Genomic DNA, 16,281 nt, shown 5'->3' with positions numbered 1-16,281 from the left:
CCCCGCCGGGCCCTGGCCGACCCGCTTGACCTGGGGCCCGCGGCGGCCTTACGTTCTGAATGCGCGGCCTTTAAGGGCTGTCGCGGACACGAAGCCCCCGGTTGTTCCCCCGTGATCGGGGGCTTCGTTCTGCCCGCGGACCCCCCTCCCCGGCAGTGTCGGGCGCGGCCGATCCACCCAGATCCTTCACCCTGAGTCACCGATCGCCCCAGGGGCGCACGCCGGAAACGGACCTGTCGCGCCCTACGTAAGGTGCGTGACCGCAGGTACGATGCAGCCCTGATTTCATCGGCGCAGTGGGCAACTCATGTGCTCGTCACGGAGGTTGCCGCGCACCACGGGGGCAGGCTTGTGGGGGACGTGATGGATTTCGGCACGCCGGGCAGCATGCACGCCCCGGCCGAACTGGCCTGGCTGCGCGGGGTCGACGCCTGCACCATGGGCGCTTATCCGCAGGCCGAGGAAGAGTTCCGGGCGGCCGTACGGCTCGACCCCTCGATGGCGGACGCATGGCTGGGCCTGCACGCGCTCCGGGTCGACACCGGTAACGCGTTACTTCGCATGTACGCCCACCGGGACCGCTTCGGCGAGCAGCGCGCCCGGCACCGTCGGACGCTGAACTCCTGGTACTGGCTGGGCTGGTGGGTGCAGCCGGTGCTGGAGAGCCGGCGCGATCTGCTCCTCGCCCATGCCTCGCACTGGCTGGACGGCCGCCACGTGCCCGAACTGGACCAGGCCCTGGCCGCGCTGCCGCCGGTGGACACCGACGCGCAGGTACGTTTCCTGCACGCCTGCCGGGCCTATCTGGTCAAGGACTGGGAGCAGCTGGTCCGGCACACCGAGCCGCTGGTCAACGATCCGCTGCTGGGCATCGAGGCCGGGCTGTTCGGCGGGATGGCGCGGGTCCGGCTGGAGATGTACGGGCAGGCGGAGCCGATGCTGGCGGCGGCGCTGATGCGGTGCCGCAGCGAGCAGCCCCAGCGCAAGGAGCTGCGGTACTGGCTGGCGCGGGCGCGGGAGGGCACCGGGCGCAGCGCGGCGGCGCTGCCGCTGTACCGGGCGGTGCACCGGGTGGATCCCTCGTTCATGGACACCGCGGCCCGGCTGACGGCCATCGAGGACGGTGACGACACCGACGGCGTGGCCGATCTGGCGGGCCTGGCGGGGTACGCCGCGTACGGGGGCTACAGCGGGCACGGCCCGTCCCCGGCCGGCGGGGACTTCGCGGCGGTCGCACTGGGCGGCGGGCCCGTCCAGGACGTCGCGGCGGACGGCCAGGTGGAACCCGATCCGCTGGTTCCGCCCGCTCCCCCGGCAGGACGTGTGGAGGGGGCGCGGCGCAAGGCGCCGGTCCCGCCGCAGGGCACGCCCGAGGGGCTGCCGGCCGGGCCGGCGGATCCGGCGGCGCTCGCCGAGGCGCTGGCGGAGCTGGAGCGGATGGTGGGCCTGGAGCCGGTCAAGCGGCAGGTGAAGGCGCTCTCGGCGCAGCTGCACATGGCGCGGCTGCGGGCGGGTCAGGGGCTGCCGGTGCAGCCGCCGAAGCGGCACTTCGTGTTCTCCGGGCCCTCCGGTACGGGCAAGACGACCGTGGCCCGGATCCTGGGCCGGGTGTTCTACGCGCTGGGGCTGCTCGGCGGCGACCATCTGGTGGAGGCCCAGCGGGCCGACCTCGTGGGCGAGTTCCTCGGGCAGACGGCGGTGAAGGCGAACGAGCTGATCGATTCGGCGATCGGCGGGGTGCTGTTCGTGGACGAGGCCTACTCGCTGTCCAACTCGGGCTACAGCAAGGGCGACGCGTACGGCGACGAGGCCCTGCAGGTGTTGCTGAAGCGGGCCGAGGACAACCGTGACCACCTGGTGGTGATACTGGCGGGTTACCCGGCCGGGATGGACCGGCTGCTGGCCGCCAATCCGGGGCTGTCCTCGCGCTTCACCACCCGGGTGGACTTCCCCAGCTACCGGCCGCTGGAACTGACCGCGATCGGCGGGGTGCTGGCGGACGCGAACGGGGACCACTGGGACGAGGAGGCGCTGGAGGAGCTGCGCAGCATCAGCGCGCACGTGGTGGAGCAGGGCTGGATCGACGAGCTCGGCAACGGCCGCTTCCTGCGGACCCTGTACGAGAAGAGCTGCGCGTACCGGGACCTGCGGCTGGCGGGCTTCGCGGGTGAGCCGTCGCGGGACGACCTGGCGACGCTGCGGCTGCCCGACCTGATGCAGGCGTACGGGGAGGTCCTGTCGGGCCGCGGCCCCCAGGAGCGGCCGGAGCCCCCGGCCCTGTGAGGGTGTGAGGCGGACATGCCTCCGGGGCCCGTCGTGACGGGCCCCGGAGGCGTGCGGACCTGAGCGGTCAGTTCTTCGGCGGGCGGCCGCAGACGAGGTCGCGGTTTTCGCCGCTCACGTTGGCGCACCAGAGCTGGCCCTTGTCCGGCTCGAAGGTGTACTCGGACAGGCGCATGTTGATCGGCTTGCAGGCCTTCTTGCCCTTGTTCGGCGAGTACTTGGGGCACTCGCCGTTGTCCAGCTGCTGCTGGTGGGCGCGCAGCGCGTCCAGACCGAGGTCCTCGACGCCCGGATTGGTGGACGGCATGAAGCGGTTGGCCGACCAGGAGCCGCCCATGGTGGCGAACAGGGCGATCGCGCAGATCAGGCCGGCGGCCAGCTGGGACATCGCGCGCGGCGAGATCCGGACGGCCCGGGCCGGGGCGACCTCCTTCAGCGTGCCGCGGATCCAGCCGAAACCGCGCTGGTACGTGAGCATCACGCCGAGGACGGCCAGGATGATCAGGCAGTAGAAGATGATCCAGGTGGTGCGCGGGTACAGCTGGACGGCCTGGTTGTGCTCCATGTGGGAGGCGAACCAGAAGCGCAGCAGCCAGGCGCCGGCGAGGACGAATCCGGCGGTGCGGACCACGATGTTGCGCAGGCCGAGGCCCACGCCGAGGCCCACGCCCAGGAGCAGCAGGACGCCGAAGCCGGTCTGGCCGGCCAGCTCGCCCGACACCGGGAAGCTGTGGTAGCTCAGTTCGCCGGAGCGGTCGGACGCCCAGCCCAGCACGTAGGCCGGGTCGATGTAGGTGTTGATGTACGCGTAGCGGTCCTTCGTCGTGGCGCCCAGGCGGACCAGCTGGTACAGCAGCGGCGCGCCGATGACGGCGGCGGTCACGAGTATGGTGCCGAGGAATTGCAGCGCGCGCTTGATCGCGGCCCGGCCCCGGCGCCACGGGAACAGCATCAGGGCGAGGATGAACGCGCCCGGAGCGGCCCACAGGTACCAGCCCGAGTACCAGAGGAACATCACGCCGAACACGGCGCCGAAGCCGATGCCGCGCAGCACCGCCGAACGCGTCGAGAGCTCGCCGGCACGGCGGATCTCACGGAAGGCGGCGGCCAGCAGCGGCACCAGCACGAGCATGGAGCCGTGGCTGTACGGGCGGATCGGGTCGAGGAAGACGATCGAGGCCGGCACGGCGATCGCCATCGCCCAGAAGGGGCGCAGCAGCAGCCGCCAGGAGAGGTAGGCCATCGGCCCGACCAGCGCGCTGAGGATCAGCTGCAGGTCCTTGAGCGCGTGGCCCACACCGGCGATGCCGTTGTGGAAGACCTTGGCCCAGAGCGCGAGCAGGGCGGGGAACAACGGGGGGTAGACCCCCGGCATGCCCTTGTGGCGCATCATGTCGTTGGCCATGCCCATGAGGTTGCCGGGGTCGCCCTCCTGGCCGCCCAGGCCCCACGGCGTGCCGTTCAGGGCGACGGCGATGCCGCCCGCGACGATGCCGGTGGCCAGGCCCGCGAGGGCGGCGCACACCAGCCGCTGCGCGACCTGGTAGTAGCGCAGGGTGCCCCGGTAGGCGAGGAACAGCAGCACCGCGAGGACCGGTATGCCGATCAGGGCCGCGTACTGCTGGACCTTGGCGAGGCCGCTGACCTGACCGATCCGGGTGACGGGGTTGACGCTGATGTGGGTACACAGCAGCATGAACCCGAGGGCGACGACGACACTGACCACGACCTCCCCCAGCGGGAGGAACCAGCGCTTCTGCGTCCAGCGGTCGAAGCGGCCGCCCGACCGCGCCGTCGACTTCCCGTCGGACGGGGCGCCTTTGGCGCCGTCCGGTGTGCTGGAGGGGGCGCCGATGATGTTCGGTGCCAAATCCGTCATGTCACATCGCTTCCGTGAAGCGGCACTCTGCCGCAGGTCGGGCCGGCTCGACGGGGCGAGCGAGGTCAGCGGGCGGCGGCCGGGACACCCGGTCGACACGCGTCCCCGGCATGCCGACGGGACTCCACGCCGGACACGCTAGCAAACTGGCATCATGCCCCAGCCGACCTACTGGCCGAACAGGAGCTCGATCGATCGCGAGGCGGCCGACGTACGGTGACCAGGCCCCTCGGCAACCCGGGGTACCACAGCCGGAGCCGGACCGGGAAACCAGAAGATCCCCAGGGCCGTAGTGTTCCGTGCCGCGACCCGTGAAGTCCAACTCAAGTACCCGAACCGACGATCCGGCCATCAAGACGGCCGGGGCTCGATCGCGGTTCATCGGGACGCGCCCGAACCGACTCCGAGTGACCGACCTCACACCCGACTCCGCCCCCGGACCCTCACGGGCCCGGGGGCGGACACGGCCTAGCGGCGGGCGGGCGCCACCCGGTGGGCCGGGTCGCGGACCTCGCCGACCAGCATTTCGAGGACGTCCTCCAGGGCGACCAGGCCGAGGACCCGGCCCCCCGGGTCCGCCACCTGCGCGAGGTGCGTGGCATCCCGGCGCATGACGCCGAGGGCGTCGTCCAGCGCAACGGTGGAGCACAGCGTGGTCATCCGGCGCCAGACCCGCTGCGGGACGGCCCGCTCCCGGTCCTCCAGGTCCAGTACGTCCTTGACGTGCAGGTAGCCCATGAAGGCGCCGCTGTCGGCACGGACGGGGAAACGGGAGTAGCCGGTGCGCACGGTCAGCTGCTCGATCTGCCGCGGGGTCACCGCCGGGCCGACCGTGACCAGCCGGTCCGGGCCGAGGAGGACGTCGGTGACGGGACGGCTGCCCAGTTCCAGCGCGTCCTCCAGGCGCTCCTGCTCGACCGGCTCCAGGAGCCCGGCCTGCCGGGAGTCCTTGAGGAGCCGGCCCAGCTGGGCGGAGGTGTAGACGGCCTCGACCTCGTCCTTGGGCTCCACCTTGAAGAGCTTCAGGACGAGCGCGGCACAGGCACCGAGCGCGCTGGTGACCGGCCCGCACAGGCGGGCGAAGGCGACCAGGCCGGGACTGAACCACAGGGCGGTCTTCTCCGGGGCGGCCATGGCCAGGTTCTTCGGCACCATTTCGCCGATCACCAGGTGCAGGAAGACCACGGCGCTGAGCGCGAACGCGTAGCCGAGGGGGTGGATCAGGCCCTGCGGTACGTGGACGGCGTGGAAGACGGGCTCCAGCAGCCGGGCCACGGTGGGCTCGGCGACCGCGCCGAGTGTGAGCGAGCACACGGTGATGCCGAACTGCGCCGCGGCCATCATGCGCGGCAGGTTCTCCAGGCCGTGGAGCACCTGGCGGGCCCGCTTGGAATCGGCCGCGAGGGGCTCGATCTGGCTGCGCCGTACGGAGACGAGCGCGAACTCGGCGCCGACGAAGAACCCGTTGGCGAGGACCAGCAACAGGGCGAAGAGGAGTTGGAGCGCGTTCATCGGGCGGCGCCTTCCAGCTCGGCCCGCTGCGGTTCGGGCACGGCCGCGCCGTCGGCCGCGGGCACGGGCCGGTACGCGCCGGCCGCGGGCACCGCCGCCAGTCGGACCAGCCGGACCCGCTCGGCACGGTTGCGGCCGACGCGGCGGACGGACAGCTTCCAGCCGGGGAGTTCCGCGCGGTCCCCGGGGGCGGGGATCCGGCCGAGCAGGTCGGCGACGAGGCCGGCGACGGTCTCGTACGGGCCTTCGGGCACGTCCAGGCCTATGCGGCGCAGGGTCTGCACCCGGCAGCTGCCGTCGGCCTCCCAGGAGGGGCGGCCGTCCTCGGACGGTACCGCGGCCAGTTCGGGGGTCTCGTCCTCGGCGAGGTCGTGCTCGTCGCGGACCTCGCCGACGAGTTCCTCCACGATGTCCTCCAGCGTGACGACGCCGGCGGTACCGCCGTACTCGTCGACGACCACGGCCATCGGCTGCTCGCTGCGCAACCGCTCCAGCAGCGGCTGCACCGGCAGGGAGCCGGGCACCAGCAGTGGGGCGACGCAGATCCGGCTCACGCTCGTGCGGTCGCGTTCGGACTCGCGCACGGCGAGGGCGTCCTTGAGGTGGACGACGCCGGTGATCTCGTCGATGCGGTCGCGGTAGACCGGGAAGCGGGACAGGCCCGTGGCACGGGTCAGGTTGAGCACGTCGGCCGCGGTGGCCGTGTGCATCAGGGCGCTGACCTTCACCCGGGGGGTCATGACGTGCTGGGCCGTGAGCTCGCCCAGCGAGAGGGTCCGGACGAAGAGGTCGGCGGTGTCCTGTTCGAGGGCGCCGGCCTGGGCCGAATGGCGGACCAGGGAGAGCAGCTCGCCGGGGGTCCGGGCGGACGCCATCTCCTCGGTCGGTTCCACGCCGAGCGCCCGCACGAGGCGGTTGGCCACGGCGTTGAGGCCGGCGATGACCGGGCGGAAGGCGCGGGAGAAGACCTGCTGGGGGCCGGCGACGAAGCGGGCCACCTGAAGTGGCCGGGAGACCGCCCAGTTCTTCGGGACGAGCTCGCCGACGACCATCTGGACGGCGGAGGCGAGCAGCATGCCGATGACGACGGCGACGCCGGAGACGGCTCCCTTCGGTAGGCCGGTCGCGGCGAGCGGCCCGGCCAGCAGTGCGGCGAGGGCGGGCTCGGCGAGCATGCCGACCACGAGGGAGGTGATGGTGATGCCGAGTTGGGTGCCGGAGAGCTGGAAGGACAGCTCCCGTAGGGCCTTGACCACCGTGCGGGCACGGCGGTCACCGTCGGCTGCGGCGCGTTCGGCGTCGGGTCGCTCCACGGTGACGAGGCCGAACTCGGCGGCCACGAAGAAACCGTTGGCGAGGATGAGGGCGAAGGCCGCCGCGAGCAGAAGTAGCGGGATGGTCATGCCGCCGCCTCCGGAGGGAGGGCGGCGCGGGTACTACCGGACGATCCGTCCATTGCTGGAGGGAGTCACTCCTCAAGTCGCAGGTGCCCACGGGCCACGAGGTCCCGGGGCCGGTGGGAGGGCGCACAGCTGCGCCCCGCCACCAGGGTAGTCATTGAGATCCCGGCCGCAACGGTACGCAGCCGTGGGGATCGGCCGACTCAGTGGTCGCCGGTGCCCGTTCCGTGGGTTTCGGCCAGGGTGCGCAGGGCGCGGGCGTCGCCGATCGCCTGCTGCTTGGCGATGCCCGGCTGGATGCCGAGGGCGGGCAGGCTGGTGCCGTCGCTGAGGTCGAGGAACACCCACGGGTCGCCCGGGCGGAGGTTGACCCGCAGGATCTCGGCCCACTCCAGGCGGCGGGTGTTGGTCAGGTTGACGACCGTGACGCCACTCTCGTCCGCGACCACCTTGGGGCGGCTGAGCAGGACGAGTACGGAGCTCAGCAGGACGGCGGTGAAGACGAAGCTGATCCGCTCGCCGGGGCTGAGGTTCTCCAGCAGCAGGGCGATCGCCGTGATGGTGACGAACATGGCGAGGCCGACGCCCAGCAGGACGACCCGGGTGCGGGTCGGCCGGAAGGTGACCGGCAGGGTGGGTGGGGCGGGCTGGGCGGCGGACTCGGCCATGGTGCGGTGCCTTCTGGAGGTGGCGTGCGGGTCGGTGGGCGGCGTGCCGGTGCGGCACGCCGGCCCAAGGGACGGACTAGAGGCGGCAGGCGTGGATCGAGGTGGTGAGGATCGCGCGCGCGCCGAGCTCGTACAGGTCGTCCATGATCCGCTGCGCTTCCTTGGCGGGGACCATCGCGCGGACGGCGACCCAGCCCTCGTTGTGCAGCGGGGAGACGGTCGGCGACTCCAGGCCGGGGGTGAGGGCGACCGCGCGCTCCAGGTGCTCGGCGCGGCAGTCGTAGTCCATCATCACGTAGCTGCGGGCCACCAGGACGCCCTGCAGGCGGCGCAGGAACTGCTGGACCTGCGGGTCGTCGGCGTCGGCGCCGTTGCCGCGGATGACGACGGCCTCGGAGGTGAGGATCGGCTCGCCGATGACCTCCAGGCCGGCGTTGCGCAGGCTGGTGCCGGTCTCGACGACGTCCGCGATGATCTGGGCGACGCCGAGCTGGATGGCGGTCTCGACCGCACCGTCGAGGTGCACGACGGAGGCGTCGATGCCCTTCTCGGCGAGGTGCTTGGCGACGATTCCCTCGTACGAGGTCGCGATCGTCATCCCGCTGAAGTCCTCGGGACCCTTCGCCGTGCCGGGGGTGGTGGCGTAGCGGAAGGTGGAGCGGCCGAAGTTCAGCGGCAGGATCTCCTCGGCGCTGGCGCCGGAGTCGAGCAGCAGGTCGCGGCCGGTGATGCCGATGTCGAGCCTGCCCGAGGAGACGTAGATCGCGATGTCCTTGGGGCGGAGGTAGAAGAACTCGACCTCGTTCTCGGGGTCGACGACCACGAGCTCCTTGGACTCCTTGCGCATCCGGTAGCCGGCCTCATGGAGCATCGCCGACGCCGGTCCTGAGAGTGAACCCTTGTTGGGGACGGCGATGCGCAGCATGGGGCTTCCTTTGGTGCGTGGATTGCGGATGTGCGGGCGGGTGTGCGTGCCGGGGTTCAGAGGTGCGCGTAGACGTCGTCGAGGGAGATCCCGCGCGCCACCATCATCACCTGGACGTGGTAGAGCAGCTGGGAGATCTCCTCGGCAGCGGCTTCCTTGCCCTCGTACTCGGCGGCCATCCAGACCTCGGCGGCCTCCTCGACGACCTTCTTGCCGATGGCATGGACGCCCTTGTGGACGAGCTCGGCGGTGCGGGAAGTGCTGGGGTCGCCTTCGGCGGCCTTGCGCTGGAGCTCGGTGAAGAGCTCCTCGAAGGTCTTGGGGGTCTTGTCAGCCATGATGGTCCTCAGAATACGGGGTTCCCCGTCGCCACTCAGCGCCAGGGTTCGCTGACGGTGCGCAGGGTCATGGCGGTGGAGACGGCGGCGGTGACCGCTTCGTGCCCCTTGTCCTCGTTCGACCCCTCGAGGCCGGCGCGGTCCAGCGCCTGCTCGTCGTTGTCGCAGGTCAGTACTCCGAAGCCGACGGGGACTCCGGTGTCGATCGACACCTGTACCAGGCCCTGGGTGACGCCCTGGCAGACGTAGTCGAAGTGCGGGGTGCCGCCGCGGATGACCACTCCGAGGGCGACGATGGCATCGTAACCGCGACCGGCGAGTACCTTCGCCACGACCGGGAGCTCGAAGCTGCCGGGGACCCGGAGCAGGGTGGGCTCGTCGATGCCCAGCTCGTGCAGGGCCCGCAGGGCTCCGTCGACCAGTCCGTCCATGACCTTCTCGTGCCACTGGGCCGCGATCACGGCGACTCGGAGGTCTCCGCAGTTCTTCACGCTCAGTTCGGGTGCGCCCTTGCCGCTCACAGCTCTGCTCCTCGGTGGTTCGTGATGGGTGGGGTGGGGATGTGCGTACGGGGGTGGTGCGTGCTTACTGGTTGCCGCAGGCGGAGGTGGTCACGGGCCCGTCCAGCCAGGGCAGGTCGTGACCCATCCGGTCCCGCTTGGTGCGCAGGTACCGCAGATTGTGCTCGCCGGCCTCCATCGGCATCGACTCCCGGCTGGTGACCGTGATGCCGTGCCGGACGAGGGCGTCGGACTTCTCGGGGTTGTTGGTCATCAGCCGCACGCCGTGCACGCCGAGGTCAGCGAGGATCTGGGCGCCGGCACCGTAGTCGCGGGCGTCGGCGGGCAGGCCGAGCTCCAGGTTGGCGTCGAGGGTGTCGCGGCCGCGCTCCTGGAGCTCGTACGCGCGCAGCTTGGACAGGAGTCCGATGCCACGGCCCTCGTGGCCGCGCAGGTAGACGACGATGCCGCGGCCCTCGGTCTTGATGCGTTCCATGGAGGCGTGCAGCTGGGGGCCGCAGTCGCAGCGCTGGGAGGCGAAGATGTCGCCGGTCAGGCACTCGGAGTGCATCCGGACGAGGATGTCGGAGCCGTCGCCGATCTCGCCGTGGACGAGGGCGACGTGCTCGACGCCGTCGACGGTGGAGCGGTAGCCGTACGCCGTGAACTCGCCGAAGGCGGTCGGCAGGCTGACCTCGGCCTCGCGGCGCACGGTGGGCTCGGCGGAGCGGCGGTAGGCGATCAGGTCCTCGATGGAGATGATCGTCAGGCCGTGCTTGCGGGCGAAGGGGATCAGCTCGGGCAGGCGCAGCATGACGCCGTCCTCGCCGGCGATCTCCACGATGGCGCCGGCCGGGCGCAGGCCCGCGAGGCGGGCGAGGTCGACGGCGGCCTCGGTGTGGCCGTTGCGGACCAGGACGCCGCCGGGCTTGGCGCGCAGCGGGAAGACGTGGCCGGGGCGGACGAAGTCACCGGGCTCGCAGACCCCGTCGGCCAGCAGGCGCAGGGTGGTGGCGCGGTCGGCGGCGGAGATGCCGGTGGAGACGCCGTGGGCGGCGCTCGCGTCGACGGAGACGGTGAAGGCCGTCTTCATCGACTCGGTGTTGTTCTCGACCATCTGGGGGAGTTCGAGCCGGTCCAGCTCGGAGCCCTCCATGGGGGCGCAGATCAGGCCGCGGCACTCGCTCATCATGAACGCGATGATCTCGGGAGTGGCCTTCTCGGCGGCGATGACGAGGTCGCCCTCGTTCTCGCGGTCCTCGTCGTCGACGACGACGATGGGGCGACCCGCCGCGATGTCGCGGATGGCCTGCTCGACGGGGTCGAGGCGGAAGGTCTCTTCGGGGATGTCGGGCACGGGCTTGAGGGTGGTCATGCCGTTGCTCCTTCCAGGGCCGGGGCGGGGTTGGTGCGGGAACGCTGGTACCAGTCGTAGGCGCCCCACAGCACGAGGGCGAAGTACACGACGTAGACGAGGCCGGAGAAGGCGAGTCCGTTGCTGAAGGCGAGCGGGACGCCGACCAGGTCGACGAGGAGCCAGGCGAACCAGAACTCGACGAGGCCGCGGGCCTGGGCGACCATCGCGACGATGGTGCCGACGAAGATGTACGCGTCGGCCCACGGGCTCCACGAGAGGTTCGGGAAGAGCGTGAAGAGGCCGCCGACGGCGAGGGTGCCGAGCGCCGCGCCGGCCAGGAGGAGCCCGCGCTCCTTCCAGGTGGCGGTGCGCACGGCGATGGAGCCGTCCTGGGCCCGCTGGCGGCCGCGCTGCCAGGCGCGCCAGCCGAAGACGGCCACGCCGATGACGAGGAGCTGCTTGCCGACGCCGCCCGCGAGGTGGGCGGAGGCGTAGGCGGCGATGAGGATCAGGCCGGAGAGGAGCTGGGCGGGCCAGGTCCAGATGGAGCGGCGCCAGCCGAGCGCGAGCGCGGCCAGTCCCATCAGGTTGCCGATCATGTCGGACCAGATGACCTTCTGGCCGAAGACGGTGAAGGCCTCCGCGTTGAGCCAGGTCAGGGCGCTCACCGCTGGTCTCCCGTCGCGTGCAGCGGGTTCACGCCGGCGGCCAGCAGGCGCTCGACGTACTTCGCGAGGACGTCGACCTCCAGGTTGACGGGGTCGCCGCTCTGCTTGATGCCGAGGGTGGTCAGCGCGAGGGTGGTGGGGATGAGACTGATGGTGAACCAGTCGGCGGCGGCCTCGACCACGGTGAGGCTGACGCCGTCGACCGTGATGGAGCCCTTCTCGACGACGTAGCGGGAGAGGTTCTTCGGGAGGGCGACCTTGACGATCTCCCAGTGCTCGGAGGGGGTCCGGGAGATGATCTCGCCGGTGCCGTCCACGTGCCCCTGGACCAGGTGGCCGCCGAGCCGTCCGCCGAGGGCCATCGGGCGCTCCAGGTTGACCCGGGAGCCCTGGGTCAGGGCGCCGAGGCTGGAGCGGTTCAGGGTCTCCTGCATGACGTCGGCGGTGAACTCGCCGTCCGCGGTCTCCACGACGGTGAGGCAGACGCCGTTGACCGCGATGGAGTCACCGTGCTTGGCGCCTTCGGTGACGAGGGGGCCGCGCAGCCGGAAGCGGGAGGCTTCCTCGAGCTCCTCGACAGCGGTGACCTCGCCCAGTTCTTCGACGATTCCGGTGAACACTCAGTGCTCCTTGGTGGCGGTGGCGGTGGGTGCGGTGACGGGGACTGCGGTGATGCGGAGATCGGGGCCGATGCGGACGGCCTCGGTGATGTCGAGGCGCTGCGCACCGGAGATGTTCTTGATCCCGGCGTCGGCGAGGGCCGCGGGGCCGGCGCCGAGCAGGGCCGGGGCGATGTAGCCGACGACGCGGTCGACGGCGCCGCCTTCGAGGAAGGCGCCCGCCAGGGTGGGCCCGCCTTCCAGCAGGACGGAGCGCACGCCGCGCTGGAAGAGGCGGGTGAGGAGGTCGTGGACGCCGATGCGGCCGTCGTGCAGGGGCAGCCGGAGCAGTTCGACGCCGGGCAGGTGCCGGGTGTCGGCGTCCTCTCCGACGACGAGCAGGGTGGGCGCGGCGTCGTCAAGGATGCGGGCGGTCGGCCGGAGCGCGGCGCGGGCGTCGAGGGCGATCCGCAGCGGCTGCACGGCGCCCTCGACGCCGCGGACGGCGAGGTGCGGGTCGTCGGCGCGCAGGGTGCCGCCGCCGACGAGGACGGCGTCGGCCTCGGCGCGCAGTCGGTGGACGTCGGCCCGGGACTCGGCGGAGCTGATCCAGCGGCTGCTGCCGTCCGCGGCGGCGCTGCGGCCGTCGAGGGTGGCGGCGTACTTCCAGGTGACGTGCGGCCGGCTCAGGCGTACGGAGGTCAGCCAGGCGGCGTTGCCCGCCTCGGCCTCGTCCGCGAGGAGCCCGGCCGTGGTGTCGATCCCGGCGGCGCGCAGGGTGGCTCCGCCGCCGCTGGCCTGCGGGTTCGGGTCGGATACGGCGTAGACCACGCGGGTGATCCCGGCGCCTGCGAGGGCCTGGGCGCAGGGCCCCGTACGGCCGGTGTGGTTGCAGGGTTCGAGGGTGACGTAGGCGGTGCCGCCGCGGGCGGCTTCGCCTGCCGCGCGCAGGGCGTGGACCTCGGCGTGCGGGCCGCCGGCGCGCTCGTGCCAGCCTTCGCCGACGGTCGTGCCCGAAGCGTCGGTGATGACGCAGCCGACGACCGGGTTGGGGCTGGTGGAGCCGAGTCCGCGGGCCGCGAGCTCGATGGCTCGGCGCATGGCACGGGTGTCCGCGTCGGGTGCTGCGTGCGCGGCGTGTGTCGCCACCGGGTCCTCCTGCCTCATCGGGCACGGACTCCGGGGCCTGTCGGGATACGACAGATGAAGCGGTACAGCGCACGGGGGACGCCGAGGCCGGAAAAACGGTTCGACCGGGCGCATCCGCAGGGATGTGCCGACGAACCGCCGACGGCGGCGTACCGGTGACTGGCCCGCCGCGCACTGCCTCCCATCCGGACTTTAACCGTCGGTCCAGGAATCTCACCTGGTCAACCGACCGCTGGCTGCGGACGGGTCGCGGACTATAACCGCCGGTTCGGAATTACACCGACCCCGGAGTGCGCTGCTACTGGTACTCCAGCCAGTCTGCCATGCCCGATCGGACGCCATGCGGGTGATGTGGTGTGGCCTGGCTCACAGGAAGTCGCCGCCGGTGCGGACTTTGTCAAGTCGGGCGGGGTTGGTCCAGACCTATTGACGGGGTGGTCTAGTCCTCTTAACGTTCCCTTCAACTTCCCGGGAACGGCCCGTCAGATGTGCGCACGTCGCGGGCCAACACGCCTCTGCACCACTCCTGTTGCTTCACCTTGTGTCCAGTTGTGTCCTGCATCCTCCCCTCCCCAGGAGGCACAATGCTGTCCCCCACACGTACGAGAGCGATGCTCCTGGCATCCGGCGCCGCAATCGCCGGACTCCTGGTGGGCGGGCTCTCGGCGGGCGTCTCGCACGCGGCCGACAACGAGGGCTGTCGCCCCGACGGGCTGTACAAGACCGCCGGCGTGGACGTCCCGTACTGCTCGGTCTACGACACCGAAGGCCGCGAGAAGATGGGCGCCGACCACCAGCGCCGCGTCATCGGATACTTCACCGGCTGGCGCACCGGCAAGGACGGCGCCCCCGCCTACCTCGCCAACAACATCCCGTGGTCCAAGGTCACCCACCTGAACTACGCCTTCGCCCACGTGGGCTCCGACAACAAGATCTCCGTCGGCGCGGACGGCACGAACAACGCCGCCACCGGGATGACCTGGCCCGGCGTCGCCGGCGCCGAGATGGACCCGGCCCTCCCCTACAAGGGCCACTTCAACCAGCTGACGAAGTTCAAGAAGCAGTACCCGAACGTCAAGACGCTGATCTCGGTCGGCGGCTGGGCGGAGACCGGCGGCTACTTCGGCGACGACGGCAACCGGGTGGCCTCCGGCGGCTTCTACTCCATGGCCACGAACGCCGACGGCTCGGTCAACCAGGCCGGCATCGACACCTTCGCCGACTCCTCGGTCGAGTTCATCCGGAAGTACGGCTTCAACGGCGTCGACATCGACTACGAGTACCCGACCACCATGAAGGACGCCGGCAACCCGCTGGACTGGCAACTGGCCAACGCCCGCCGCGCCGGCCTCGTCCAGGGCTACGCGGCCCTGATGAAGTCCCTGCGCGAGAAGCTCGACCGGGCGGGCGCCGCCGACGGCAAGCACTACCTGCTCTCCGTCGCCGCCCCCTCCTCCGGCTACCTGCTGCGCGGCATGGAGACGTTCCAGGTCCAGAAGTACCTGGACTACGTCAACATCATGTCCTACGACCTGCACGGCGCCTGGAACGAGTACGTCGGCCCCAACGCCTCGCTCTTCGACGACGGCAAGGACGGCGAACTCGCCGCCGCCGGCGTCTACTCCACCTCCCAGTACGGCGGCATCGGCTACCTCAACACCGACTGGGCGTACCACTACTTCCGCGGCTCGATGCCGGGCGGCCGGATCAACATCGGCCTGCCCTACTACACCCGCGGCTTCAAGAACGTGCAGGGCGGCACCGACGGCCTGTGGGGCAAGGCCCCCGCGACCACCTGCCCGGCCGGCGCGGGCCTGACCAAGTGCGGCGACGGCGCGGTCGGCATCGACAACCTGTGGCACGACAAGGACACCAACGGGGTCGAGTCCCCGGCGGGCTCCAACCCGATGTGGCACGCCAAGAACCTGGAGAAGGGCGTCGTGGGCGACTACGTCACCAGGTACGGCTTCCCGGCGAACACCACGCTGACCGGCACCTACGTCCGTAAGTACGACTCCACCCTGGTGGCGCCGTGGCTGTGGAACGCCCAGAAGAAGGTCTTCCTCTCGACGGAGGACGAGCAGTCCGTGGCCGCCAAGGCCGACTACGTGATCAACAAGGGCATCGGCGGCACGATGGTCTGGGAGCTCGCGGGCGACTACACGTACAACGCGGCCAAGGGCCAGTACGAGATGGGCGACACCCTCACCGACACGATGTACCAGAAGTTCAAGTCGGCCTCCCCCTACGGCGCGAAGAAGGCGGGCGCCACCGCCCTGCCCACCCAGGCCGTGGACATCAAGACGCAGTTCACCGAGTTCAAGCTGGGCGACTCCAACTACCCGCTCACCCCGAAACTGAAGATCACCAACAACACGAACGCCACGCTGCCCGGCGGCACCGAGTTCCAGTTCGACTACGGCACCTCGGCCCCGAACAACGCCTCCGACCAGTCCGGCTTCGGCACGACCGTGATCAGCAGCGGCCACACCGGCACCAACGTCGGCGGCCTGAAGGGCGACTTCCAGCGGGTCTCCCTGAAGCTCCCGGCCTGGCAGACCCTGGCCCCCGGCGCCTCCGTCGACCTGGCGTTCAACTACTACCTGCCGGTGTCCACGCCCTCCAACTGGACGGTGAAGATCTCCGGCACCACCTACGCCCTCACCGGCGACCTGGCCCGCGGTACGACGACGGTCCAGCCCGGCGGCGGCACCCAGCCCCCCACCACTCCCCCGACCACCCCTCCCACCACCCCGCCGACCACTCCCCCCACGACCCCGCCGACCACGCCTCCGGGCGGGACCTGCACCAACCCGGCGTACGTGGCGGGCACGGTCTACAACAGCGGCAACCTCGTCTCCCACAAGGGCCGCAACTGGAAGGCCCAGTGGTGGACGCAGAACGAAGAGCCCGGCACCACCGGTGAATGGGGTGTCTGGAAGGACCAGGGCACCTGCTGACCCCTGCGCCCTGATCCACGAGTGAACGTGAGGACCCGGTGGC

At 71.1% G+C, this 16,281-nt stretch carries 13 protein-coding genes and 1 riboswitch; of the genes, 2 read left to right on the top strand and 11 right to left on the bottom strand.

Annotation, left to right across the window (positions count from 1 at the left end):
• The first annotated feature begins 363 nt into the window (after positions 1 to 363).
• Positions 364 to 2,283 carry an AAA family ATPase gene (locus OG594_RS14450; RefSeq protein WP_266598808.1) on the top strand — a complete coding sequence of 640 codons (1,920 nt, stop codon included), beginning with the start codon at positions 364 to 366 and terminating at the stop codon, positions 2,281 to 2,283.
• A 67-nt stretch (positions 2,284 to 2,350) separates the two neighbouring features.
• On the opposite strand, the gene OG594_RS14445 is transcribed toward OG594_RS14450, so the two are convergent.
• The 11 genes from OG594_RS14445 to ribD all read right to left on the bottom strand — a co-directional run bounded on the left by OG594_RS14445 (position 2,351) and on the right by ribD (position 13,230).
• A complete protein-coding gene (locus OG594_RS14445) occupies positions 2,351 to 4,162 on the bottom strand; it encodes a hypothetical protein (RefSeq protein WP_266598806.1) in 1,812 nt (603 codons plus the stop codon).
• A 468-nt stretch (positions 4,163 to 4,630) separates the two neighbouring features.
• On the bottom strand, positions 4,631 to 5,674 hold the full coding sequence (locus OG594_RS14440) for a hemolysin family protein (RefSeq protein ID WP_266598804.1): 1,044 nt from the start codon (positions 5,672 to 5,674) through the stop codon (positions 4,631 to 4,633).
• Complete coding sequence (locus OG594_RS14435; RefSeq protein ID WP_266598802.1) at positions 5,671 to 7,077, bottom strand: hemolysin family protein; 1,407 nt, start codon at positions 7,075 to 7,077, stop codon at positions 5,671 to 5,673. Before OG594_RS14435 ends, OG594_RS14440 begins: the two co-directional genes overlap by 4 nt.
• 200 nt (positions 7,078 to 7,277) lie before the next feature.
• A complete protein-coding gene (locus tag OG594_RS14430; RefSeq protein WP_266598800.1) occupies positions 7,278 to 7,742 on the bottom strand; it encodes a PH domain-containing protein in 465 nt (154 codons plus the stop codon).
• Positions 7,743 to 7,818: 76 nt separating this feature from the next.
• Positions 7,819 to 8,667 (bottom strand): ATP phosphoribosyltransferase, encoded by an 849-nt coding sequence (gene hisG, locus OG594_RS14425; protein ID WP_266598798.1) that lies wholly within the window; start codon positions 8,665 to 8,667, stop codon positions 7,819 to 7,821.
• A 56-nt stretch (positions 8,668 to 8,723) separates the two neighbouring features.
• Positions 8,724 to 9,005 (bottom strand): phosphoribosyl-ATP diphosphatase, encoded by a 282-nt coding sequence (locus OG594_RS14420; protein WP_030774590.1) that lies wholly within the window; start codon positions 9,003 to 9,005, stop codon positions 8,724 to 8,726.
• A gap of 35 nt (positions 9,006 to 9,040) precedes the next feature.
• Complete coding sequence (gene ribH, locus OG594_RS14415; RefSeq protein WP_007262951.1) at positions 9,041 to 9,526, bottom strand: 6,7-dimethyl-8-ribityllumazine synthase; 486 nt, start codon at positions 9,524 to 9,526, stop codon at positions 9,041 to 9,043.
• A 64-nt stretch (positions 9,527 to 9,590) separates the two neighbouring features.
• Positions 9,591 to 10,880 carry a bifunctional 3,4-dihydroxy-2-butanone-4-phosphate synthase/GTP cyclohydrolase II gene (locus OG594_RS14410; RefSeq protein WP_266598795.1) on the bottom strand — a complete coding sequence of 430 codons (1,290 nt, stop codon included), beginning with the start codon at positions 10,878 to 10,880 and terminating at the stop codon, positions 9,591 to 9,593.
• Positions 10,877 to 11,530 (bottom strand): nicotinamide mononucleotide transporter family protein, encoded by a 654-nt coding sequence (locus OG594_RS14405; RefSeq protein ID WP_266598793.1) that lies wholly within the window; start codon positions 11,528 to 11,530, stop codon positions 10,877 to 10,879. The genes OG594_RS14410 and OG594_RS14405 overlap by 4 nt, the downstream gene beginning before the upstream one ends.
• Complete coding sequence (locus OG594_RS14400; RefSeq protein WP_266598791.1) at positions 11,527 to 12,150, bottom strand: riboflavin synthase; 624 nt, start codon at positions 12,148 to 12,150, stop codon at positions 11,527 to 11,529. Before OG594_RS14400 ends, OG594_RS14405 begins: the two co-directional genes overlap by 4 nt.
• Positions 12,151 to 13,230, bottom strand: coding sequence for a bifunctional diaminohydroxyphosphoribosylaminopyrimidine deaminase/5-amino-6-(5-phosphoribosylamino)uracil reductase RibD (ribD, locus tag OG594_RS14395; RefSeq protein WP_266602903.1), 1,080 nt, complete (start codon positions 13,228 to 13,230; stop codon positions 12,151 to 12,153).
• A 215-nt stretch (positions 13,231 to 13,445) separates the two neighbouring features.
• Positions 13,446 to 13,576: riboswitch (FMN riboswitch) on the bottom strand.
• A 286-nt stretch (positions 13,577 to 13,862) separates the two neighbouring features.
• On the opposite strand from ribD, the gene OG594_RS14390 reads away from it, so the two are divergent.
• Positions 13,863 to 16,238 (top strand): chitinase C-terminal domain-containing protein, encoded by a 2,376-nt coding sequence (locus tag OG594_RS14390; RefSeq protein WP_266598789.1) that lies wholly within the window; start codon positions 13,863 to 13,865, stop codon positions 16,236 to 16,238.
• Positions 16,239 to 16,281 lie beyond the last annotated feature (43 nt).

This window comes from Streptomyces sp. NBC_01214 (assembly GCF_026340975.1).
In the GTDB taxonomy this organism is placed as follows: domain Bacteria; phylum Actinomycetota; class Actinomycetes; order Streptomycetales; family Streptomycetaceae; genus Streptomyces.
The sequence above is the reverse complement of the archived record's forward strand: the minus strand, read 5'-3'. Positions and strand labels throughout refer to the sequence as shown.